We start from the raw sequence: 20,255 nt of genomic DNA, 5'->3' as shown, positions 1-20,255 counted from the left end.
AGATGCTAACAAAAAGAATTGTACCTTGTTTGGATATTAAAGATGGCCGCACTGTAAAAGGGGTAAACTTCGTAGATTTAAGAGATGCTGGCGATCCTGTTGTCTTGGCGAAGCAGTATGCAGAATTAGGAGCAGACGAACTGGTATTTTTAGATATATCAGCTACCCAAGAGAAACGTAGAACCTTGCATGACATGGTATTAAAAGTAGCAGAGCAGGTCAATATTCCTTTTACTGTTGGTGGTGGTATTTCTTCAGTAGAGGATGTAGATGACTTATTGCATTGTGGTGCCGATAAAGTGTCTATTAATTCATCAGCCGTTAAACGACCTGAGCTCATAAATGAGTTATCCGAAAAATTTGGAAGTCAGTGTGTGGTTGTTGCTATTGATGCCAAAGAAATTGAAGGTGAATGGTTTGTACATTTGGCAGGCGGTTCTATTCCAACAGATTTAAAACTATTCGAATGGGCAAAAGAAGTGGAAGTGCGTGGTGCTGGTGAAATTTTGTTTACCTCGATGAATCATGATGGTACCAAAGCTGGTTACGCGAATGACGCTTTGGCGAAACTTTCAGAACTTGTGAATATTCCTATAATTGCTTCAGGTGGTGCGGGAAGCATTCAACATTTTGTCGATTCGTTTACACAGGGAAAAGCAGATGCAGCTTTAGCAGCTAGTGTTTTTCATTTTGGCGAGATACCTATTTTAGAGTTAAAAAAAGAATTAAATGAAAAAGGCATACCGGTAAGATTATGACTATAGATTTCAATAAAAATAAAGACGGATTAGTTCCTGCCATTATTCAAGATGCAAAAACAAAGAACGTACTAATGCTAGGCTATATGAATGCCGAAGCTTTTGAAAAAACAAAAGAAACCGGCTTGGTAACGTTTTTTAGCAGAACTAAGAATAGACTATGGACCAAAGGTGAAGAAAGCGGTAATGTTTTAAAGCTTGTAGACATTAAACTCGATTGTGATAATGATACACTGCTGATTTCCGTAAATCCGAAGGGACCTACTTGCCATAAAGGAACAGACACCTGTTGGGATGAAGACAATGTGCAATCCTATGGCTTTTTAAGCCATTTGGAACAAATTATAAGCTCTAGAGTTGAGAATGCCGATTCAAACAAATCCTATGTAGCCTCGTTGTTTGAAAAAGGGATTAATAAAATAGCCCAAAAAGTAGGAGAGGAGGCCGTAGAGGTTGTGATTGAAGCCAAGGACAATAACGATGAATTGTTCTTGAACGAAAGTGCCGATTTAATGTTTCATTATATGATGTTGCTTAAGGCTAAAGGATTTCAACTTCAGGACGTCATGACAGTTTTAGAAAATAGACATAAGAGCTAGCTTATATCGATAAAACGTATTTTTATTCGATAAAGTGTTATTTTTTTGTAAAAATGTTTATATTGCTACCCCAAATCTTAACCAAATCGAATGAAAAACTTTACAATTAAAGTTGTAATTGTAATTTTTGCTTTATTAAGTTATTCACTAAATGCACAACAATGTGCCTTTGACAAGCAAAGGGAATTATTATTACAAGATCCTAGTTATGTTCAGCAAGAGCAATTAGCAGAGCAAAAAATTCAGAATTATATATCTGAAAATAATTTTAACAGAAACGGCAGTATTTACACGATTCCAGTTGTAGTTCACGTATTACATCTTGGGGAAGCTGTTGGTACAGGTTCCAATATCTCTGATGCTCAAATTCAAAGTAGTATAGATCATCTTAATGATTTTTATAGAGGGCTTACTCCAAATAGCGCTGTAGATTTTGAAATAGAGTTTACATTGGCTCAAAGAGATCCTAATTGTACCTCAACAAATGGTATCAATAGAATAGATGCTTCAGGTTTACCTGGCTATTCGGAGTTTGGTGTTAATGTTCTTAATTCTAATGGTGCCAATTACAATGATATTGCTTCTTTAATCAGTTGGCCACAGACCGAATACTTTAATATTTGGATTGTAACAGAGTTGGATGGTAATGATGGTGGATTTGGTTTTCAAGGTTATGCCTATTTCTACAACGAATTTTCTAGTACACATGGCTCAGTTATGATGTCTTCTGTTTTTGGATATGATCCTGGAAACACAAATGGCTGGGGTTTAAATTCAAATGGGGATAATAGTACTGTTGTTCATGAAGTTGGTCATTACTTTCATTTGTACCATACATTTCAAGGAGATGACACAAATAACGATGGAGTTTCGGATGCTTGCCCTGCAGATACAACTGTAGGTTTAGATAGTGACGGTTGTGCGGATACTGTTCCTCACCAAAGAGAAACTAGTACATGTCCTTCTAATAATACATGTACTGGTAATCCATGGACAGACAATAATACAGTTAATAACGTAATGAGTTATTATTTCTGCACAGATCGGCTTACAGAGAATCAAAAGGCAAGAGCTAGGGGAGTAATGACAGGAACAAATATTGTTGATAATTCTAAAGGTGAAGAACCACCTGTTAGCGGTTTTAATGCACCAAGTGCAACATGTTCTGTAAATTCTCCGCCTGCAAATAATTTTTCGGGAATCGTAAGTGTTGAATTGAATAATACGACATTTTATTCCTCAACTACAGAAGGCGATGGTGGTAATATTGATAATAGTGTTGATTGTTCTGGACTGTTTGAAATAGATACTAGTGTTTCTAATACCATTAATGCCGAAATTACGAACGGTAATTCACATCAATTAGGTGTTTGGATAGATTGGAATAATGACGGTGATTTTGACGATGATTCTGAGCTACAACATTTATCAGATGATATTGCTGGTGGAGCTACGGTTTCTGTACCACTAATATATCCTTCTACCATACCATATGGTAGTTTTGTAAGAGTCAGATTGATTACCGAGGTAGACGATATTTTTGGTGTAGGTTTAATAGATTCGGCATGTTATACGTCATTGCAATATGGACAGTCAGAAGATTATGTAATTTATGTAGAACCAGCAACATTATCAATTGAAGAGATTGATGCTAATGAGTTGAATATTTATTCAGATTACACCAATAACGAATTGGTATTGAAGGGTGAATTATTGGAAGCGACAACTGTAACATTATATGATATTCAAGGTAGAATCGTGAGGGATAAAATGCTAGAGACATCTTCTACTATCCATAGACTTAATGTAAATGGGTTGAGTAGTGGTGTTTATATTGTAAAAGTTTCAAACCGTTCCCAATTAAAAGTAAAGAAAGTAATTTTAGATTAATAAATAGTTAGTTAGTAATTCTGAAAAGGCTGTCAAGAGGAAAAGTTTGGCGGCCTTTTTTATTGTACGAAATCAACTAAAAACTGCCAATGCGTTATGTATTGGCAGTTATTCTAATCTAATGTAGAAAGTTTAATCGCGCATTAGAAACACGTTACTGATTTTGAGAATCTTCAATTAATTGCGAAGTTTGCACAATCCAATCTTTATCAAAATTGAGGGTTACATCTGGTACAAGTCCATAACCTTCGTAAGCAATGTATTTATGATAATTCATATCTGTTGGCAAAATGGTAAATTTACCAGAAGGTGTAGTATATGAGTATCCGTAGTTTATGCCATATGCAATACCACCATGACTGCTTTGACCTAAGTGGGTGGCATTTAACCTATCCTTTAGTTTCAATGTAAACTGTTCACCATTACTAGCGGTAAATTGGTTTGTAATGACATATATTTTGGCTTTACTTTTTCTTAAGAGCTTAAGAAACGGATCGGACCATTTACTATTACCACCACCATTACTTCTTAAATCTACAATGATATGTTGTGCCGTAAAACTGTTCTTATATTTTGAATAAAAAGCTTTAAAGGCTTTGACGTTGTCCTTGGCATTGCTAAAACTTCCAAAATAAATGTATTGTACGTGCTCTGTTAGTTGTTTAAATTCCCAATTAGAGGATTTATCTAACTTAAACTCAAAATTATGGTCAAAACCTTTCTTCTTAAAACTTACTAGACGACCATTTTCAAAAAGAGCATTTCTAATCATTTTCAATTGTCGGGTAACCATATCATACTGAAGCAAATTATATCTGTCAAAAGAATTCTTAGACACATAAACTAATACTTGTCCTGGTTTCCAAAGTGAATGTTTTGAATGTAATACGACGCCTTCAAATTGGTTTTCTGAAGTTTCAATTAGTCCTACCTCAATAGAGGTTGAACCGAATTTATAAATCCCTTCAATAGATTCAGCTGGTTTACGAGATAATGATTGTCTTAAACTATCCAAATCCATATGATATTTTGGATGGGATTTAAATACAGGACTTTTTAAAAATTCCTCGATTTTTTCGTTATCATCAAGAGCCTCACTCGAAAAATAAGTGGTATTAGAATAGAGGTTAATGTGAAAATCGTCTATAACATTAAGTTGTTTTTGGAGTAATTTATAACAGGTATTAACATCTATTGAATCATTAAATTCTGAAATAATGGTGTTATAAGTTTTCTCAAATTCAAATAATTTATCACCTGTAATTTGCTTCTTGTAAGATGGTGTGTTCTTTAATTTCTCAACAATAAAATTTAGATCAGATTTACAATCACAAGTTGGAATTTGAGACCACAACGGTCTAATTGTTATTAAAAATAATGTGATTAATGCAACTAAATTTCTCATGACTTTGTAATATTTTAGATTAAACTTTCTGAAGCAAATCTATTTAACAAATCATTTAAAATTCAATCATAACAAGGGCTTGGGACGAAATGATACTAGTTTGTGGTGAATTGAATGGCCTCCTTGATATCTTTTTGGTAGGTTTTGGAAACCGGTACTTCAATATCGTAATTTAAGCAGATGATTAACTTACCATTCTCTGTTTTCCATCGTCTAAAATGAAAGGGGTTTACAAGGTAGGATCGATGGGTACGAAGTAATTCTGGAAATTCATTATCAATAGCAGAGAGTTTATTTCTAATCAAAGTCTTTTTAAGTCGATGCCCAGAAAGATAATACACTTCTATGTAGTTATCCGACGATTGAATACAAATTAAATCATTCAATTGTAAACGTAAACCTTCGTAGTTCCCTTCGCCTTGTATTTCAATTTTCTGGTCCTCAAGACGTTTTTCATGGTATTTTCCAAAGGCAAACCGACCAATGATGATAATAGGTAAAATGGTCACTAATGCTGGTAAATAAATCGTTTTAAGCATATAACCCAAAGTGTATGGGTTTCGCTCACCAATCATAATAACGTAGAGATAGTATAATCGCGCCACCACTATACTTATAACCGCAAAGGAAACTAGAAAAATAATTTCATTGATAAGGGTCCACTTGTTTTCAGTGCGTTTGTAGAGATAATACTGAAAGGGTAAGAACACCAAATAACAAATGCCGCCCAACAAACCATAGCCAGGTAAGAAAATTAATTTTTCATTAGTATTAAACTCATTGACGTCTAAAGGCTCTGTGAAATATAAAAATATAAATATCCAAACAGCTAATAATAAGCTTATTATAAAGTGATGCCTCAACAAAGGGTCAAAAGGATAGAGTTGCTTCAAACGATGGATTTTAAGTGATAAAAATACGCATTGCTTTTGGAAATTTCAATAAAATAACGTTCTTGCTAGTATGTTTGATAAACGCTATTATTACCTATTAAAGATTCAATATTTAGGCTATCGTTTTCATGGCTGGCAAAAACAACCTGATGTAAAAACAATTCACTTAATGATTGATAGGACTTTAAAATATATTTTAGGTGATACAAGATTTAAAACACTTGGAGCCGGTAGGACGGATGCTATGGTGTCTGCGAACGAAGCAGCCCTAGAGCTGTTTATTTATAATAAACCTCTGAATGATTTTGATGAATTTTTAGAGCTTTTTAATGAGAATCTTCCTCAAGACATAAGAGCATTAGCTATAAAGGAAGTTGATAAGGATTTTAATATTATTCAAGACTCCAAAGTCAAAGAGTACCACTATGTGTTTTCACAAGGCCAAAAAAATCATCCGTTTTGTGCCCCAATTTTAACTACAATACTAGAACCGATGGATGTAGATTTAATGAAAAAAGGGGCGGAACTATTTGAAGGCACTCATAATTTCAAGCCATATTGCTATAAAGCTACTGATAAAGGTGAATACCACAGAACTATTGATTATTGTAAAATAGTCAACAATACCATCTATACAGCAAATTTTTTTCCTGAAGAATCTTATGTGTTTGTCATAAGAGGCAAAGGATTTATGCGTAATCAGATCCGTTTAATGATGGGCTGTTTAATCAAGTTGGGTAGAGGAGAGGTTACCTTGGAATACATAAAGGAAACATTAAGCGATGAAACTGCAGAGGTAATGGATTATATCGCACCAGCATCTGGATTAATTTTACATCGTTTAGATTTTGAATAAAAAAAGGAACAAGCCCTAAAGCTCATTCCTTTTTCAGATTGGTTGGTTAATTTTTATTTAAGCCATTCCTTTTTGGTTGCATAATTTGCAAACCATACCAAAAACAAGGCAAATGCAATAATAACATAAGCCATTATTTGATTGGCGCTAAAGTCAATGCCCTTTAAATCAGCTATAAACAAGAAATAAGTCATTTGCGCAGTTGCACTAATAAAGGAGATGATTAGAAGTAACCTCGCGGTTTTTTTTCTGAGCAACAGGAATAAACATCCTATAACTCCGGCAAAAACTGCAATTGCAAAGAGCGCAGTGTACCAAGCAGGTAAATTTGTCATTACTTCAATTTGATCTGCCGTATAAGCATCTGTGAAGGCTGATGTCTTATAAGCTTGACTAATGTAACCATGAACACCGGTACTATTCCATGCTAGAGCGAGTACACTAATAACCCAAAACCAGATTGGTGGTTTGTTAACTGATGTTGTCATAATAATTTTGATTTAGTTAGTTTTTTGAGGCGCTTAGAGCCTCAATTCACTTAACAAGTTATGAAAAAATTACGCAATTAATTATTCAAAGAAATATTTCAACATAAAAAAAGGGTAAAATCAGATGATTTTACCCTTCTTGTTTTTGTATATTTTAATTATTCAACGACGTGTAATTTAGGTTCTTTTTCTACAAACTTTCCGTTAACAGATTCACCTAATATAAGTACCTCTTTAGAACGTTCATACATCTTTATTGCACGATGCATTTGCAGTTTGGTGCCACTATATAGTTTAACACCTGATTTTGAACCTTTGTTTCTGATTTCTATATAGAAACCATCTTTTAGCTTTGTTGGTCTTGTTGCTGGTCTACCCATAAAATTAGTGTGTGTTTTAAAAGTCCTGCATTATACTGAAAATTATAGCAAATTACAAGTTTATCTATAACAATTCTAAACTAAAAATATTAACACTCTAAATTTTTTAACAAATCCAATTTTACTTAACAAAATTTTAAGTTAAAAGACGCATTCAACGGTTAAACCCTGTTAAGTCACTTGACAAAAGATACAATGACCTTATATTGATTAGAGTAGAAAACAAAATAATTAAATTTTAAACAATAGTTATGAATTACTTAAATATGAACGACGAAAAATTATTACCAACTGTTGTAGAACTAAACACCCTACTTGCAGATTATCACATTTATTATCAAAATTTACGAAATTTTCACTGGAATATTCTAGGAGAGAACTTCTTTGAATTACATGAAAAATTTGAGGAATTATATACAGACGCTAGAGTAAAAATAGATGAAATCGCGGAACGTATCCTGACCTTAAGATATCATCCAATGAGTAACCTAAAGGATTATTTAAAAGCCTCTTCCATTGAAGAAGTCTCTTCTAAAAAAACCGATAAGGAAATGGTGCAGACCATTTTAATGAATCATTCAATTTTACTCAAGCAAATGGCAGACGTTGTTGATAAAGCTGAAAAATCCAATGACGAGGGTACGATAGATCTTATTGGAGCTTACATCAGAGAATTAGAAAAAAGTAGTTGGATGTTAGATGCTTTTACTAAAGAAACCACATCACAGTTGAATGAAACCGTTTTAGAAGCTTAAAATAAGGGTAGAGCCCAAAACGTTTAATTAAATTTCCTTAATACATTGAAAACACAATTTAATACTGCATTAAACAACCTTGTAGACAAATTACAAGGTTGGTTTAATACATTCATAGAATACATACCTAATTTTATTCTTGCTATTGTAGTCATGACGGCATCTTATTTTGCTGCTAGATATATTAGCAAAATCGTGAGTAAACTAGTCTCTAAAAAAGTTGAGCAGGAATCTATTACAAATGCTATCTCTCGGGTAACAGCTGTGGTAGTAGTAACAGTTGGATTATTTATAGCACTGGGTGTTATGAATCTTGGCAAGGCGCTAACCTCATTATTAGCTGGAGCAGGTGTAGTTGGTTTGGCCATAGGTCTGGCACTACAAGGCACTCTAGCAAATACTTTTGCCGGTCTTATTTTATCGTTCCGAAAAAAAATACAAATTGGTAATTGGGTAAAAACAACAGGGTATTCTGGTGAAGTTATAGATATAAATCTAAAAGATTTTACCTTAAAAGAAGCTGATAATAATATTGTTGTCATACCCAACAAAACCATTTTAGAAAACCCATTAAAGAACTATTCTTTAACAACTAGAATGAGAGTATTCTTGGAATGTGGAGTTGGTTATGAGTCGGATTTGGAAAAAGTTGAAGAGTTAACTAAAAAGGTTATAGCAGATACTTTTAATCAAGTTGAAAAACCAGAAGATGTAGAGTTTTATTACACCGAATTTGGTGACAGTTCTATTAATTATTTATGCAGATTTTGGATTGATGCTGAAAGTATGCTAGAAAAATTAAGAGCAAAAACAAAAGCTATTATTGAAATTAAAAAAGCCTATGATAAAGAGGGTATCAATATCCCATTCCCTATTAGAACTCTTCAATTTAATAATAAGCTTAATGTTAAATCACCAGATTTACAAGAGGCATTTTCAAGCAATTGATGTTTTCTGTTAAGATTACTTAAATAAAGCCATCTCTACGATGGCTTTTTTATATTTTTAGACAAATCAAAAAACTATATGAGTACTACGATACCAAAAGAGACTTTGGATTTTCTCAAAAGATTGGCTAACAACAATGATAGAGATTGGTTTAATACCCACAAGCCAGAGTTTAAAACTATTGAAAAGCAAGTGAAATCAGCATACAATCATTTGGGAAGTTTAATGAGTGCTCATGATCAGATTGAAAAAATTAAAATATTTAGAATATATAGAGATGTAAGGTTTTCAAAAAACAAACTACCGTATAAGACTCATTTTGGCGGTGCGTTCCATAGAAAAAAGCCTGAGTTAAGAGGCGGTTACTACTTGCACATTCAACCTAATAACGAATCATTTTTAGGAACAGGTTTTTGGGATCCAAACAAGGAAGATTTGTATAGGATTAGAAAGGAATTTGAAGTAGATGATAGCGAAATGAGAGCCATTCTCAGTGATAAATCATTTAAAAATACTTGGGGGAATTTTGTGGGTGATGAATTAAAAACAGCACCAAAAGGTTTTGACAAAGAGCATCCAGCCATAGACCTTATTCGCAAAAAGCAATACATCTTTATTAAAAATTATTCGGATGAAGAAGTACTTTCAGAAGATTTTCTTGAAAATGTAAATGAAGCTTTTAAAAATATTAGACCCTTTTTTGATTATATGACTGATGTGCTCACCACAAATCTCAATGGTGAGTCCTTGCTATAATACGTTCTTAATTTTATAAGACTTACCATTAAACTCAAATTGATATCCAACGGATTGGGATTTTATTAATTGTCCAATAGGGGATTGTATGGAGATGATATAATAGTCCTCATCGTTAACGGTAACTTTTCCCTTACTAATTGCGATATAAAATGTGATGCTGTCCGTAATTACAATACTGCCAAGAACAACAGTATTTGAAACAACATTTGGATTTATACGATTAAGATATTCCCTGATTTTATGAACTTCATTAAGATAGTTGAGATTTTTTTCTAGATCTTCGAGTAATTTGGAATTACCCGATTCACCTTCTTCGTCACTTATTTTGTCATTGCTTTCAATTGACTCTTTTATAAAGGATATTTCGTTCTTATAGTTCGAAACTCTTTTGCTTACATCCTGTAAACAAATATCCAGAAGTTCTTGCTTTAGTTTCATTTGGTCTCTAAACCGCCTTCAAAACCTCTGGCTTGGTAAATACTTGTATACTATCTATTAGACGCTCTTTTACAATATTCATCATACGTTTATTTAAAGCCGATGAATTCTGAATGTAAAGTGTATATTCTTCTTCTGTAAATTGGCCAATAATCATACCTTTTATAGAGTTTCTGAATTTCATATCCTTATGTATGGCGTTTTCAATATAAGATAGCTGTTTGGTCTGACTTAGCTCATAAAACACATTCTTATGTTTATTAATATAGTTTTTAAAAACGGCCATAAATAAATCATGCTGCATTTTTATAATGGGTCGTAATGTTTTGTTCTGAAACAATTCATCAGAACTCATAGAATCATAAATTTTTGCAGATAAAACTTCAGGTCTCATGGATAGGAGATGCTCTGTTCGGGTGGTCATGGTTAAGTTATTTAGGATTAATGAAATTAAAATTAATTATTAACACCAAGTATAATAAGTACGGTGCATATTGTTGTTAACGTTGTTATTAACATTTCAGATTACAGGATTTAAAAATCCAATTCAAAATTCACCAACTACTGCTGATTTACTTTTATATTTGGTAAAATTCAAAAAATGAAATTCGGAAGTATAAGTCCTCACCAAGAAATAGATTTTTCTTTGCCTCCCGATCATCCAGATACCATAAGAACACTACAAAAAAATGCCTCGGATGAGATAAAAGTTTTTATTGGTTGTCCTAACTGGAATAAGGCTAATTTGAAAGGATTTTACCCACGAGGCACAAAAGATGAATTAGAGTATTATTCAAGACAATTTAATGCTATAGAACTTAACGCAACGTTTTATCGTATTTTTCCCCCTGAGCAGTTTGAAAAATGGTATGATAAGACGCCCGGAAATTTTAGGTTTTTTCCAAAACTCAATCAAGAAATCAGTCATTGGAAACGCCTTAACGATGATGTGGCTCCAGTAGTTGATCGGTTTTTACATAGTGTTATACATCTTAAGGAAAAATTGGGCACTGTCTTTTTACAAATGCCCAATAATTTCACACCTAAAGATTTGGACCGCGTGATTAATTTTGTAGAGAGTTGGCCAAAGGAAATTCCTTTGGCAATTGAGTTTAGGCATACAGATTGGTTTAACAATGACAATGTCTCAAAAGATTTATATCAATTACTAGAAGAAAACACTATTTCTAATATTATAGTAGACAGTGCTGGACGACGCGATATTATGCATATGCGGTTAACAAATTCCCAAGCTTTTGTACGTTATGTAGGCACAAATAATGAAAGTGACTACACGCGATTACAAGATTGGGTAGAACGTATAAAACATTGGAAGGATAGTGGTATTGAACAAATCAATTTTTTTGTTCACCAGAATATTGAAGAAGAATTGCCACTGCTTTCTGCACATCTTATTAAAAACCTAAATCAAGTATTAGAAATAGATTTAAAGATACCCAATGAAGACCCTGGTGAACAACAAACCTTATTTTAAAGTGTTGTTCATTAGAAATTAATCAATAAATAATTAGACACATGAGATTTCATACACGCAAATGGGTAAAACCCGAAGATTTAAATCCCAACAGTACACTCTTTGGAGGTCAACTTTTAGCATGGATAGACGAAGAAGTGGCGTTATACACTATTATTCAACTCGAAAACTCAAGGGTCGTAACAAAATATATGTCTGAAATCAATTTTATGGCATCTGCTAAAAAAGGTGATATTGTTGAAATTGGAATTGAAGTTATAAAATTTGGCAAGTCTTCACTGACCATGAAGTGTGAGGCACGTAATAAAATGACAAGAGAAACCATTTTAACTGTAGATAAAATCATTATGGTGAACTTGGGACCTGATGGCAAACCAAAGCCTCACGGAAAGACTGAGGTCGAGTTTGTAAAAGATAGGCTAGAAGATTAATCTGTATTAGCTATAGCCAATTCATAAATTTCTAAGTCGAAAAAGCCAACAGAGGCCAGAACATGGTCAAAGATGTCTGCCATGATATATTCATAATTCTGCCAACGGATATCACTACTAAAAGCATAGATCTCCATAGGAATACCTTGTGGTGTGGGCTCTAGTTGCCTTACCATTAAAGTCATGTCTTTATTTATAGCTGAATGGTTATCCATATAAGTCTGTAAATATTTTCTAAAGACACCAAAATTGGTAAGGTTTCTACCATTAATTAAAATGGATTTGTCCACGCCATTATCTGTGTTGAACTTTTTAATTTCTTTAGAACGCTGTTCAATATACTCATCGATTAGTTCTATTTTCTTAAATCGTTCGATATCAAAATCTGTTAAAAACTTAATAGTCGATGTTTTAATGATTACAGATCTTTTTATACGTCTACCACCAGAATTCATCATGCCTCTCCAATTCTTAAACGAGTCTGATATCAAAGCGTAAGTAGGAATAGTGGTAATGGTTTTATCCCAGTTCTGAACTTTTACAGTGGCTAAGTTAATTTCTATGACATCACCATCCGCTCCATATTTTTCAAAAGTAATCCAGTCACCAATGCGTACCATATCATTAATGGATACTTGAATGCTGGCCACAAAACCTAAAATGGTATCCTTAAATATTAATAAGATAACTGCTGATGCGGTACCTAGGGAAATTGCGAAATTTAAAAATGTGATACCTGTTAATATCGAAAAAATGGCAAACACACCCAATACCCAAGCAAAAATCATAAATATCTGAATATAGCTATCTATAGGTTTGTCCTTGTACCTCGGTAAAGTTTTTAAGTAATCCTTTATAGAATTGAAAAAGCTACGTATAATTTTTAAGGTTAGAAGTATCGCAATAACCTTAAGTGTTTTTTCAACAATAGTTTCGAAATATTGAAAATCCGCGAAGACATCCGGGACAAATTCAATCAGTATTATCAATGGGATAATGTGAGCTATATTTCGCGGTAGCTTATTAGTAATTAAAATGTCATCAAAATTAGTTTTTGTTCTTTTAGCTACTCCAGCCGAGAATCTCCATAAAATGCGCTTAGTGACATAATCTACAATTAGTGCAACTAATGACAACCCAATTAGCAATATGAGCATGTTAAGGTACTTGGCAGTTCCTTCTGCTACACCTTGGGTGATCAACCAGTCAAATGTGGTATGTCTTAGATTACGCATGCTTAGTTTTTAAATATTTTTTATCGATGTAAAATGTTCCAAAGGGAATGATCGCTGCCAAAAGAATTATCCAAAGTGTCCTTGAATTCCATTTCATGTCTTTACTAAGTATAACTGCAAGAACTACATAGGCCATAAACAATAATCCGTGAGGCATTCCAAGTAGTTTTACATATTGCGGATCATTGGCAATATATTTTATAGGTGTCGCAATAAACAATAATAAAATATAAGAAACACCTTCTAAAAGGGCTATAATTCTGAATGATTCTAATAATTTAGACATGCATCAATTTTTGTGCAAAAGTACTTTAGAAATAAGGAAAAACCATAGCATTTTAACAGGTTTTAAGAAATAAATAAAAACTACATTTCAAATAATTATCTTTAGGCTCTTAATTACAAAATCCTCTTATAATGAAAAGAATTCTGGTATTATTAATTATGGGTATTTTATCCATTTCATGTGCAACTGCCAAAAAATCTTCCAAAAACAAAAGTCAGTCAAATTCAGTAGCATCTAAAACACAATCACCAAGCAAGAATAAAGGTAAAATAAAGGGTTATGATAAGGTGATTACCAAAGATGCCATTACGGATGAGGGTTTATTTAATGTACACCTGGTTGGTGATAAATATTATTTTGAAATACCATTGCAATATCTTAATACCGACATGCTTTTGGTTAGCAGATTAGCAAAGTTACCTGCAAATTTAGGTGGTGGCTATGTAAACGCAGGTACAAAAACAAATACAAGGATGATTAACTGGGAACGTTTTAAAGATAAAATCTTGATTAAAGAAAAATCTTCAAGTGCCGTGGCGGCAGATAGCCTTCCAATTCATGTCTCGGTTAGAGCCAATAATTATGAACCTACTTTATATGCATTTGATATAGAGGCATTTTCAAAAGATTCTTCTGCTGTGGTAATAGATGTAAGTAGTTTCTACAGTTCAGATGTGAAAGCAATTAGTGGTTTACCATCCTTTATTAGAAAGCGATACAAGGTGAGAAGTTTAGATAAATCCAGAAGTTTTATCAATGCGGTGCGTAGCTATCCAAAAAATATTGAAGTTGTTCAAGATTTCACCTTCAATGCAGCAGAACCACCAACCAACTCTAGTGCAGAGACAATAAGTATTCAAATGAACCAATCCATGATTTTATTGCCAGAGGAACCTATGCAACCAAGATATTTTGATGAAAGGGTTGGCTGGTTTACTCTAAGTCAGTATGATTACGGAAGTGAGGAATTAAAGGCTGACGAAAAGACCTATATAAGACGATGGAAATTAATTCCAAAAGATATCGAAGCCTACAAAAGAGGGGAGTTGGTAGAGCCTGTTAAACCTATTGTATACTATTTAGATCCGGCAACACCTATGAAGTTTAGACCATACATGAAGGAAGGTATTGAGCTTTGGCAAAAAGCCTTTGAGGCTGCTGGTTTTAAAAATGCAATCATAGCTAAAGACCCACCAACAAAGGAAGAGGATCCAGAATTCAGTCCTGAGGATATTCGGTATTCAGTAGTGCGTTATGTTGCAAGCACGACGCGTAATGCAACAGGACCTAGTGTGTCGGACCCTCGCAGTGGTGAAATTATAGAAAGTGATATTATTTGGTATCACAATCATTTGCGTTCATACAGAAATCGATATTTATTAGAAACTGGGGCAGCAAACCCTTCAGCTAGAACACTTCATACACCTGATGAGGAGATTGGTGAAATGATGAAAATGGTAATTGCTCACGAAGTCGGACATACCCTAGGCTTACCACATAATATGAGTGCAAGCTATGCGTATGATGTTGAGAGCTACAGGGATGGTGATTTTACACAGAAAAACGGCATTGCGGCCACTATAATGGATTATGCAAGATATAATTACATTGCACAACCTGGTGATGAAAATATTAGGTTTATTAGACAGTTAGGGCCTTACGATGATTATGCCATAAACTATGGTTACCGTTATATTCCCGAGGCGCAGTCTGCAGATGATGAAAAGGAAACCTTAGACCGTTGGATTACTGAAAAAGCAGGAGACCCTATTTACAAATTTGGTAAACAGAGTAGCCGTTTTGACCCAACATCTCAAACGGAAGATATAGGTAATAACAGTGTACAAGCGAGTACTTATGGATTGAAAAACCTAAAAATTGTTGCAGCGAATTTGCCAAAATGGACCAGTGATAAAACAAATGATTTTGACGATTTAAAAGAGTTATATGGTGAAATGTTAGGAGTTTGGAGTCGCTATGTGGGTCATGTCGTAACTCACGTAGGCGGAGTAGTGGAAGACACAAAAAATCCATCTCAACAAGGTGTTGTTTATAATCCCGTAGATAAGGCTTATCAAAAATTGGCAATAAAATGGTTGCATGATAATGCTTTTGAAACACCAAACTGGCTAATGGATGAAAAGATTTTAAAGAACATTGACTTTGCAGGTTATACAGATAGAATTAGAAGTTTGCAAACACGTCATTTGAACAGTTTAATGAGTTTTGAGCGGTTAGGAAGACTAATAGACCATAAGGCAATGGACAGGAGTAATTATTCGGCTTTAGATATGATGAGTGATATTCGTGTTGGAATTTGGTCAGAGACAAGGACATCATCCAATGTTTCTGTCTTTAGAAGGAATTTACAGCGTGCGTATATCGATCGCTTGGGTTATCTGATGACTGAAAAAATGGATCCCAACAGAAGTAGCCAATATTTTAATGTCAATCAATCTGATGTAAGATCTATTGTAAGAGGAGAATTAAACGAGTTAAAACAACTTTTAACTTCTGCTGTAAAAGCTAGAGTTGATACAGATACAAAATACCATTACAAGGACTGTATTGAAAGAATTAATCTTATATTAGACCCAAAATAATGTGATGAAAAAACTATTTATAATTTGCTTTCTAATAGCCATAGTAACGCCTTCCATCTGCTTTTCACAAAATCCGATGAGTAAGGAAGAACAAGTTGTGGCGATGTATAGTATGAATAAGGAACTCATAAAATCGCAAAAATATAGTTTTTTGGCAAGTTGGGTTATTAGTGGTAAAAACAGAGCGGAAGTCGATCAAAATGCCAATACAATAAAGATTAATGAATCCTTAATTAGTGGCACGCTCACAACAATAAACACCGATAAAACTACTTTAGATTTGAAAGGAAGTTTGCAGAATTATAATGTGATTTTTAATGATGCATCTCAGCAGATTACAATTACGTTTAGCGTTGGTGGCTATAATGCTCAAATTGATATTAAACCAAATGGTAATTCGTTTTTAGAGCTTACCAATAATAATGAGGAAAAGCTAACGTATAGGGGAGGTGTAAAGAGAACTTTATAGGTTTTATCTCAATAAGAAGAATTAAAGGCTATTGTCCATAAGGATAATAGCCTTTTTTAATTTAATTCATTTAATATTCATTAAAATAAAACCCTGTTGGGTAAATCTTCGTAAGTAGAGAAACAAATCAATAAAAAGTAAATACTATGAAGATTAAAAGTTTATTTCCAATTATGACATTGGCATTTATCGTAATGTTTAGTAAGAATGCTCTCGCACAGGACACAAAAATGGTAGGTGGTGCAGAAATGTATCCTACTAAAGACATTATCTCTAATGCCGTAAATTCTAAAGACCATACAACACTAGTTGCTGCAGTAAAAGCCGCTGGTTTAGTAGAAACGTTGCAAGGGGAGGGGCCGTTTACCGTTTTTGCACCGACTAACAGTGCATTCGATAAGTTGCCTAAAGGAACTGTATCAACGTTGTTAAAAAAGGAAAATAAAGAACAACTACAAGCCGTATTAACCTATCACGTATTGGCAGGGACTTATAATGCAAAAGATATTGTAAAAGCTATTAAGAAGGGAAACGGTAAAGCTATTTTCATTACAGTTAATGGTGATGAGCTAAGAGCAATGATGGATGGTGATAATGTTGTATTAAAAGATACAGCAGGTAACACAGCTACAGTAACTATTGCAGATGTTAACCAGTCTAATGGTGTCATACATGTGGTTGACACAGTTATACTTCCTGGCATGTAGAAAGTTTAGTTAGATTGATTAGTTAATCGAGTTAGTGTTGATTATACTAATTCTAGAAAAGCGTAGGACACCATCTTACGCTTTTTTTTATACTTTTAGTTTTTGAAACTACAGTTAAATGATTCCTCAAATAATCGAAAATTTAGAGATGAATGTTGTTGGCATTTCAATAGTTATGAAACAACATGAAACGCATAAAATCAGAGCCTTATGGCAGCAGTTTTCACCAAGGAAAAATGAAATAACAAACTTACTCAACAATACATCTATTGCCATGCAAATTTTCTCGGTCAATGAAAATGGGGAGCCTGAAGACAGTTTTAATATGTGGGCTTGTGTTGAAGTTTCTGAGCTCTCTGAAATACCAAACGAAATGAAGGGTTTTACAATTCCAAAAGGTGAGTATCTAAAAGTGCTACATAAAGGTATGAATGCCGGCGAAACATATCAAAAAATTATGTCGGACTGGTTACCAAATTCTGGTTATGTGATTGATGACAGACCACATTTTCAAGTGATGGGAGAAAAATATAAAAACGGAAGCCCAGATTCTGAAGAGGATTTTTACTTGCCTATTAAACGGATAGCTTAAGGTGTCGAAGAGAAATTGTTCGAAGTTCTATGAAATATTAAAGCAGCATACGAAAATCACAACCCGTTTTATAATTACTACAACCAAAAGCTGTTCTACCCTTTAAGATGCGACCTGTTTTGCATTTTGGGCAAGGATCCCCAATTTTAATCTGTGGTTTTACGGTTTGTTTTGGCTCTAATTTTAATTTGAAATTATCATCAAAACGTAATAAGCCTTCGATAGATTTGCCCTCATTTTTAAAACCTTTAAGATTTACTGTAGAGCCTTTACTTAATAACCTTAAATACTGATTCTCAGACACCTTTTTTTTACAATAGGTAAATGGCAAAACAAAATCGCAACCTTTTCCATAAAGATGGCAACCATAAGCTTTTTTCCCTTTTAGGAGTTGGCCCTTATTACATTTTGGACATGTGTGTCCAATAATCGCTTTAGACTTAGTTTGGGACTTGGATTTTGTTTTATTAAGAGGTTTATTATTAACTGCCGAAATTCGTGTTTCCACTTTTTCACTTCGTACTTCATAGACCAGAGCATCTACCATTCGCTTCATACCTTTGATAAAAGTATTAGCGCTAATCTCGCCCTTTTCAATGTCTTTTAACTGCTTTTCCCAATGGCCAGTCAGTTCTGCAGATTTCAACAAGTCATTCTGAATCGTATCTATTAACTGAATACCTGTAACCGTTGGTAAGATTTGCTTTTTATTACGCTTTATATATTTCCGTTTAAAAAGTGTTTCTATGATGTTGGCTCGAGTTGAAGGTCGACCAATTCCATTTTCTTTCATGATATCGCGCAATTCATCATCATCTACTTGTTTACCTGCAGTTTCCATGGCACGTAAAAGAGAAGCCTCCGTAAATTGTTTTGGCGGTTTGGTCTGCTTTTCTAAAAAGGAAGGTTCATGTGGTCCTTTTTCTCCTTTGGTAAAGGTAGGTAGAATAGATTCTCCTTTAGATTTAGACCCATCAGATTCAAAAACAACGCGCCAACCCTTGGATAAAATTTCCTTACCTGTAGTTTTAAAATTTACATCATCTGCTTTACCTATAACCGTGGTATTAGAGACTTTACAATCATCATAAAAAACGGCAATAAATCGTTTTACAATGATATCATATACCTGTTGTTCTGCTGGCTGTAAATGTGTTTGTATCCCAGTAGGGATAATGGCATGATGATCGGTTACTTTTTTATCATTAAAAACCTTTGTAGATTTCTTTATCTTCTTATTTAATAATGGCTGCGTGAGTTCTGAATAATCAGTCAGCTTTGATAAGATGCCTTTAACCTTGGGGTAAATATCATTTGGTAGAAAGGTCGTATCTACTCTAGGATAGGTCACCACCTTTTTCTCATACAATCGTTGTGCAATTTTTAAAGTGTCATCTGCTGAAAACCCAAACTTAGTATTGCAGTAGACTTGCAGTCCTGTGAGATCGAAAAGTTTAGGTGCATATTCAGTACCTTTCTTTTTGGTTATCGAAACAATTTCAAACTCATGTTCCTTAACTTTATTGACTAATAGTTCACCATCTTCCATCTTAAGGAAACGTCCTTCTTCATAACTAAAAAGGGTGTCTCTATATAGTGTTTGCAATTCCCAATAGGGTTGCGGCACAAAGTTTTCAATCTCTTTATATCGCGTCACCAACATGGCTAGGGTAGGAGTTTGCACTCTACCTACAGACAATACTTGCTTATAACCACCATGTTTTACAGTATACAACCGTGTTGCATTTATACCCAAAAGCCAATCTCCAATAGATCTAGAAAAACCAGCATAATACAAGTTATCGTAGTCCTCTGCCGGTTTTAAGTTCTCAAATCCTTCCTTGATAGCTTCGGTTGTTAAAGACGAAATCCAAAGTCGTTGAACCTTACCATTGTACTTTGCTTTATTAATGACCCAACGCTGTATTAATTCACCTTCTTGTCCCGCATCACCACAATTGATGACGACTTCTGCTTTGTCAAATAGACTTTTTACGATGTTGAATTGCTTTTTTATCCCTTTGTCTTCAGATACCTTAACCTTAAATTTATCCGGCATCATAGGTAGATTGTTAAGGTCCCAACTTTTCCAATACGGCTTGTAATCACTAGGTTCACAAAGTGTACAAAGATGTCCAAATGTATAAGTTACAGCATAGCCATTACCTTCAAAATAGCCATCGCGCTTGGTTGTAGCTCCCAGAACAGCAGCAATTTCTCTGGCAACACTTGGTTTTTCGGCAATGCAGACTTTCAAAAGATCTATGA

General features: G+C 33.9%; 22 protein-coding genes. 13 read left to right on the top strand and 9 right to left on the bottom strand.

The annotated features are described in order from the left end of the window. Positions 1-2: 2 nt before the first annotated feature. The 3 genes from hisF to ACFQ1K_RS03345 all read left to right on the top strand — a co-directional run bounded on the left by hisF (position 3) and on the right by ACFQ1K_RS03345 (position 3,247). Positions 3-758, top strand: coding sequence for an imidazole glycerol phosphate synthase subunit HisF (gene hisF / locus ACFQ1K_RS03355; protein WP_320554993.1), 756 nt, complete (start codon positions 3-5; stop codon positions 756-758). Then, on the top strand, positions 755-1,357 hold the full coding sequence (hisIE, locus tag ACFQ1K_RS03350) for a bifunctional phosphoribosyl-AMP cyclohydrolase/phosphoribosyl-ATP diphosphatase HisIE (protein ID WP_320554992.1): 603 nt from the start codon (positions 755-757) through the stop codon (positions 1,355-1,357). The genes hisF and hisIE overlap by 4 nt, the downstream gene beginning before the upstream one ends. 90 nt (positions 1,358-1,447) lie before the next feature. Beyond that, complete coding sequence (locus ACFQ1K_RS03345; RefSeq protein WP_320554991.1) at positions 1,448-3,247, top strand: zinc-dependent metalloprotease; 1,800 nt, start codon at positions 1,448-1,450, stop codon at positions 3,245-3,247. 154 nt (positions 3,248-3,401) lie between these two features. Here the strand turns inward: ACFQ1K_RS03345 and ACFQ1K_RS03340 are convergent, their stop codons facing one another. After that, positions 3,402-4,652 carry a S41 family peptidase gene (locus ACFQ1K_RS03340; protein ID WP_320554990.1) on the bottom strand — a complete coding sequence of 417 codons (1,251 nt, stop codon included), beginning with the start codon at positions 4,650-4,652 and terminating at the stop codon, positions 3,402-3,404. Positions 4,653-4,747: 95 nt separating this feature from the next. Continuing rightward, positions 4,748-5,545, bottom strand: a complete 798-nt coding sequence (locus ACFQ1K_RS03335; RefSeq protein WP_320554989.1) for a LytTR family DNA-binding domain-containing protein — start codon at positions 5,543-5,545, stop codon at positions 4,748-4,750. A 70-nt stretch (positions 5,546-5,615) separates the two neighbouring features. Between ACFQ1K_RS03335 and truA the strand changes: the two genes are divergently transcribed. Further along, positions 5,616-6,401, top strand: a complete 786-nt coding sequence (gene truA / locus ACFQ1K_RS03330; protein WP_320554988.1) for a tRNA pseudouridine(38-40) synthase TruA — start codon at positions 5,616-5,618, stop codon at positions 6,399-6,401. A gap of 53 nt (positions 6,402-6,454) precedes the next feature. On the opposite strand, the gene ACFQ1K_RS03325 is transcribed toward truA, so the two are convergent. Both ACFQ1K_RS03325 and ACFQ1K_RS03320 read right to left on the bottom strand, forming a co-directional pair. After that, the gene (locus tag ACFQ1K_RS03325) at positions 6,455-6,889 is read right to left on the bottom strand and encodes a hypothetical protein (RefSeq protein ID WP_320554987.1); all 435 of its coding nucleotides are present in this window, start codon (positions 6,887-6,889) and stop codon (positions 6,455-6,457) included. A 158-nt stretch (positions 6,890-7,047) separates the two neighbouring features. Further along, positions 7,048-7,269: a hypothetical protein gene (locus ACFQ1K_RS03320; protein WP_138434016.1), complete on the bottom strand. Its 222-nt coding sequence runs from the start codon at positions 7,267-7,269 to the stop codon at positions 7,048-7,050. 251 nt (positions 7,270-7,520) lie between these two features. Here ACFQ1K_RS03320 and ACFQ1K_RS03315 point away from each other — a divergent pair, with 251 nt between their 5' ends. From ACFQ1K_RS03315 to ACFQ1K_RS03305, 3 genes are all read left to right on the top strand, one after another. After that, entirely contained in the window at positions 7,521-8,024 is a 504-nt protein-coding gene (locus ACFQ1K_RS03315; RefSeq protein WP_320554986.1) for a Dps family protein, read from the top strand. 45 nt (positions 8,025-8,069) lie between these two features. Next, positions 8,070-8,972, top strand: coding sequence for a mechanosensitive ion channel family protein (locus ACFQ1K_RS03310; RefSeq protein WP_320554985.1), 903 nt, complete (start codon positions 8,070-8,072; stop codon positions 8,970-8,972). Positions 8,973-9,050: 78 nt separating this feature from the next. Beyond that, positions 9,051-9,728 carry a DUF2461 domain-containing protein gene (locus ACFQ1K_RS03305; protein WP_320554984.1) on the top strand — a complete coding sequence of 226 codons (678 nt, stop codon included), beginning with the start codon at positions 9,051-9,053 and terminating at the stop codon, positions 9,726-9,728. On the opposite strand, the gene ACFQ1K_RS03300 is transcribed toward ACFQ1K_RS03305, so the two are convergent. Continuing rightward, on the bottom strand, positions 9,723-10,169 hold the full coding sequence (locus ACFQ1K_RS03300) for a hypothetical protein (RefSeq protein WP_320554983.1): 447 nt from the start codon (positions 10,167-10,169) through the stop codon (positions 9,723-9,725). The genes ACFQ1K_RS03305 and ACFQ1K_RS03300 overlap by 6 nt on opposite strands. Positions 10,170-10,176: 7 nt before the next feature. Next, entirely contained in the window at positions 10,177-10,593 is a 417-nt protein-coding gene (locus ACFQ1K_RS03295) for a glyoxalase (protein WP_320554982.1), read from the bottom strand. 177 nt (positions 10,594-10,770) lie between these two features. Here ACFQ1K_RS03295 and ACFQ1K_RS03290 point away from each other — a divergent pair, with 177 nt between their 5' ends. After that, positions 10,771-11,664: a DUF72 domain-containing protein gene (locus tag ACFQ1K_RS03290; protein ID WP_320554981.1), complete on the top strand. Its 894-nt coding sequence runs from the start codon at positions 10,771-10,773 to the stop codon at positions 11,662-11,664. 41 nt (positions 11,665-11,705) lie between these two features. Beyond that, positions 11,706-12,095: an acyl-CoA thioesterase gene (locus tag ACFQ1K_RS03285; RefSeq protein WP_320554980.1), complete on the top strand. Its 390-nt coding sequence runs from the start codon at positions 11,706-11,708 to the stop codon at positions 12,093-12,095. Here the strand turns inward: ACFQ1K_RS03285 and ACFQ1K_RS03280 are convergent. Then, positions 12,092-13,330, bottom strand: a complete 1,239-nt coding sequence (locus tag ACFQ1K_RS03280; protein WP_320554979.1) for a mechanosensitive ion channel family protein — start codon at positions 13,328-13,330, stop codon at positions 12,092-12,094. The two genes, ACFQ1K_RS03285 and ACFQ1K_RS03280, sit on opposite strands and share 4 nt — an antisense overlap. Beyond that, on the bottom strand, positions 13,323-13,616 hold the full coding sequence (locus ACFQ1K_RS03275) for a DUF3817 domain-containing protein (RefSeq protein ID WP_320554978.1): 294 nt from the start codon (positions 13,614-13,616) through the stop codon (positions 13,323-13,325). The genes ACFQ1K_RS03280 and ACFQ1K_RS03275 overlap by 8 nt, the downstream gene beginning before the upstream one ends. A 131-nt stretch (positions 13,617-13,747) precedes the next feature. On the opposite strand from ACFQ1K_RS03275, the gene ACFQ1K_RS03270 reads away from it, so the two are divergent. The 4 genes from ACFQ1K_RS03270 (at position 13,748) to ACFQ1K_RS03255 (ending at position 17,987) form a co-directional block, all read left to right on the top strand. Next, the gene (locus ACFQ1K_RS03270) at positions 13,748-16,219 is read left to right on the top strand and encodes a zinc-dependent metalloprotease (RefSeq protein ID WP_320554977.1); all 2,472 of its coding nucleotides are present in this window, start codon (positions 13,748-13,750) and stop codon (positions 16,217-16,219) included. A 4-nt stretch (positions 16,220-16,223) separates the two neighbouring features. Next, positions 16,224-16,688 carry a DUF4251 domain-containing protein gene (locus ACFQ1K_RS03265; RefSeq protein ID WP_320554976.1) on the top strand — a complete coding sequence of 155 codons (465 nt, stop codon included), beginning with the start codon at positions 16,224-16,226 and terminating at the stop codon, positions 16,686-16,688. A gap of 173 nt (positions 16,689-16,861) precedes the next feature. Further along, the gene (locus ACFQ1K_RS03260) at positions 16,862-17,395 is read left to right on the top strand and encodes a fasciclin domain-containing protein (protein WP_320555105.1); all 534 of its coding nucleotides are present in this window, start codon (positions 16,862-16,864) and stop codon (positions 17,393-17,395) included. A 118-nt stretch (positions 17,396-17,513) separates the two neighbouring features. Next, on the top strand, positions 17,514-17,987 hold the full coding sequence (locus tag ACFQ1K_RS03255; protein WP_320554975.1) for a GyrI-like domain-containing protein: 474 nt from the start codon (positions 17,514-17,516) through the stop codon (positions 17,985-17,987). Between the two features lie 37 nt (positions 17,988-18,024). On the opposite strand, the gene ACFQ1K_RS03250 is transcribed toward ACFQ1K_RS03255, so the two are convergent. After that, entirely contained in the window at positions 18,025-20,244 is a 2,220-nt protein-coding gene (locus ACFQ1K_RS03250; protein WP_320554974.1) for a type IA DNA topoisomerase, read from the bottom strand. Between the last annotated feature and the right edge of the window lie 11 nt (positions 20,245-20,255).

The sequence above is a fragment of the Winogradskyella aquimaris genome, assembly GCF_042676105.1.
In the GTDB taxonomy this organism is placed as follows: Bacteria; Bacteroidota; Bacteroidia; order Flavobacteriales; family Flavobacteriaceae; genus Winogradskyella; species Winogradskyella aquimaris.
Note: the sequence above shows the minus strand (reverse complement) of the source record. Positions and strands in the feature narration are given on the sequence as shown.

Excerpts from the sequence above, each read along its gene's own strand:
- hisF (WP_320554993.1), top strand. The coding sequence starts at position 3 with ATGCTAACAAAAAGAATTGTACCTTGTTTGGATATTAAAGATGGCCGC.
- hisIE (WP_320554992.1), top strand. The coding sequence starts at position 755 with ATGACTATAGATTTCAATAAAAATAAAGACGGATTAGTTCCTGCCATT.
- ACFQ1K_RS03345 (WP_320554991.1), top strand. The coding sequence starts at position 1,448 with ATGAAAAACTTTACAATTAAAGTTGTAATTGTAATTTTTGCTTTATTA.
- ACFQ1K_RS03340 (WP_320554990.1), bottom strand. The coding sequence starts at position 4,652 with ATGAGAAATTTAGTTGCATTAATCACATTATTTTTAATAACAATTAGA.
- truA (WP_320554988.1), top strand. The coding sequence starts at position 5,616 with ATGTTTGATAAACGCTATTATTACCTATTAAAGATTCAATATTTAGGC.
- ACFQ1K_RS03325 (WP_320554987.1), bottom strand. The coding sequence starts at position 6,889 with ATGACAACATCAGTTAACAAACCACCAATCTGGTTTTGGGTTATTAGT.
- ACFQ1K_RS03320 (WP_138434016.1), bottom strand. The coding sequence starts at position 7,269 with ATGGGTAGACCAGCAACAAGACCAACAAAGCTAAAAGATGGTTTCTAT.
- ACFQ1K_RS03315 (WP_320554986.1), top strand. The coding sequence starts at position 7,521 with ATGAATTACTTAAATATGAACGACGAAAAATTATTACCAACTGTTGTA.
- ACFQ1K_RS03305 (WP_320554984.1), top strand. The coding sequence starts at position 9,051 with ATGAGTACTACGATACCAAAAGAGACTTTGGATTTTCTCAAAAGATTG.
- ACFQ1K_RS03300 (WP_320554983.1), bottom strand. The coding sequence starts at position 10,169 with ATGAAACTAAAGCAAGAACTTCTGGATATTTGTTTACAGGATGTAAGC.
- ACFQ1K_RS03295 (WP_320554982.1), bottom strand. The coding sequence starts at position 10,593 with ATGACCACCCGAACAGAGCATCTCCTATCCATGAGACCTGAAGTTTTA.
- ACFQ1K_RS03290 (WP_320554981.1), top strand. The coding sequence starts at position 10,771 with ATGAAATTCGGAAGTATAAGTCCTCACCAAGAAATAGATTTTTCTTTG.
- ACFQ1K_RS03285 (WP_320554980.1), top strand. The coding sequence starts at position 11,706 with ATGAGATTTCATACACGCAAATGGGTAAAACCCGAAGATTTAAATCCC.
- ACFQ1K_RS03280 (WP_320554979.1), bottom strand. The coding sequence starts at position 13,330 with ATGCGTAATCTAAGACATACCACATTTGACTGGTTGATCACCCAAGGT.
- ACFQ1K_RS03275 (WP_320554978.1), bottom strand. The coding sequence starts at position 13,616 with ATGTCTAAATTATTAGAATCATTCAGAATTATAGCCCTTTTAGAAGGT.
- ACFQ1K_RS03270 (WP_320554977.1), top strand. The coding sequence starts at position 13,748 with ATGAAAAGAATTCTGGTATTATTAATTATGGGTATTTTATCCATTTCA.
- ACFQ1K_RS03265 (WP_320554976.1), top strand. The coding sequence starts at position 16,224 with ATGAAAAAACTATTTATAATTTGCTTTCTAATAGCCATAGTAACGCCT.
- ACFQ1K_RS03260 (WP_320555105.1), top strand. The coding sequence starts at position 16,862 with ATGACATTGGCATTTATCGTAATGTTTAGTAAGAATGCTCTCGCACAG.
- ACFQ1K_RS03255 (WP_320554975.1), top strand. The coding sequence starts at position 17,514 with ATGATTCCTCAAATAATCGAAAATTTAGAGATGAATGTTGTTGGCATT.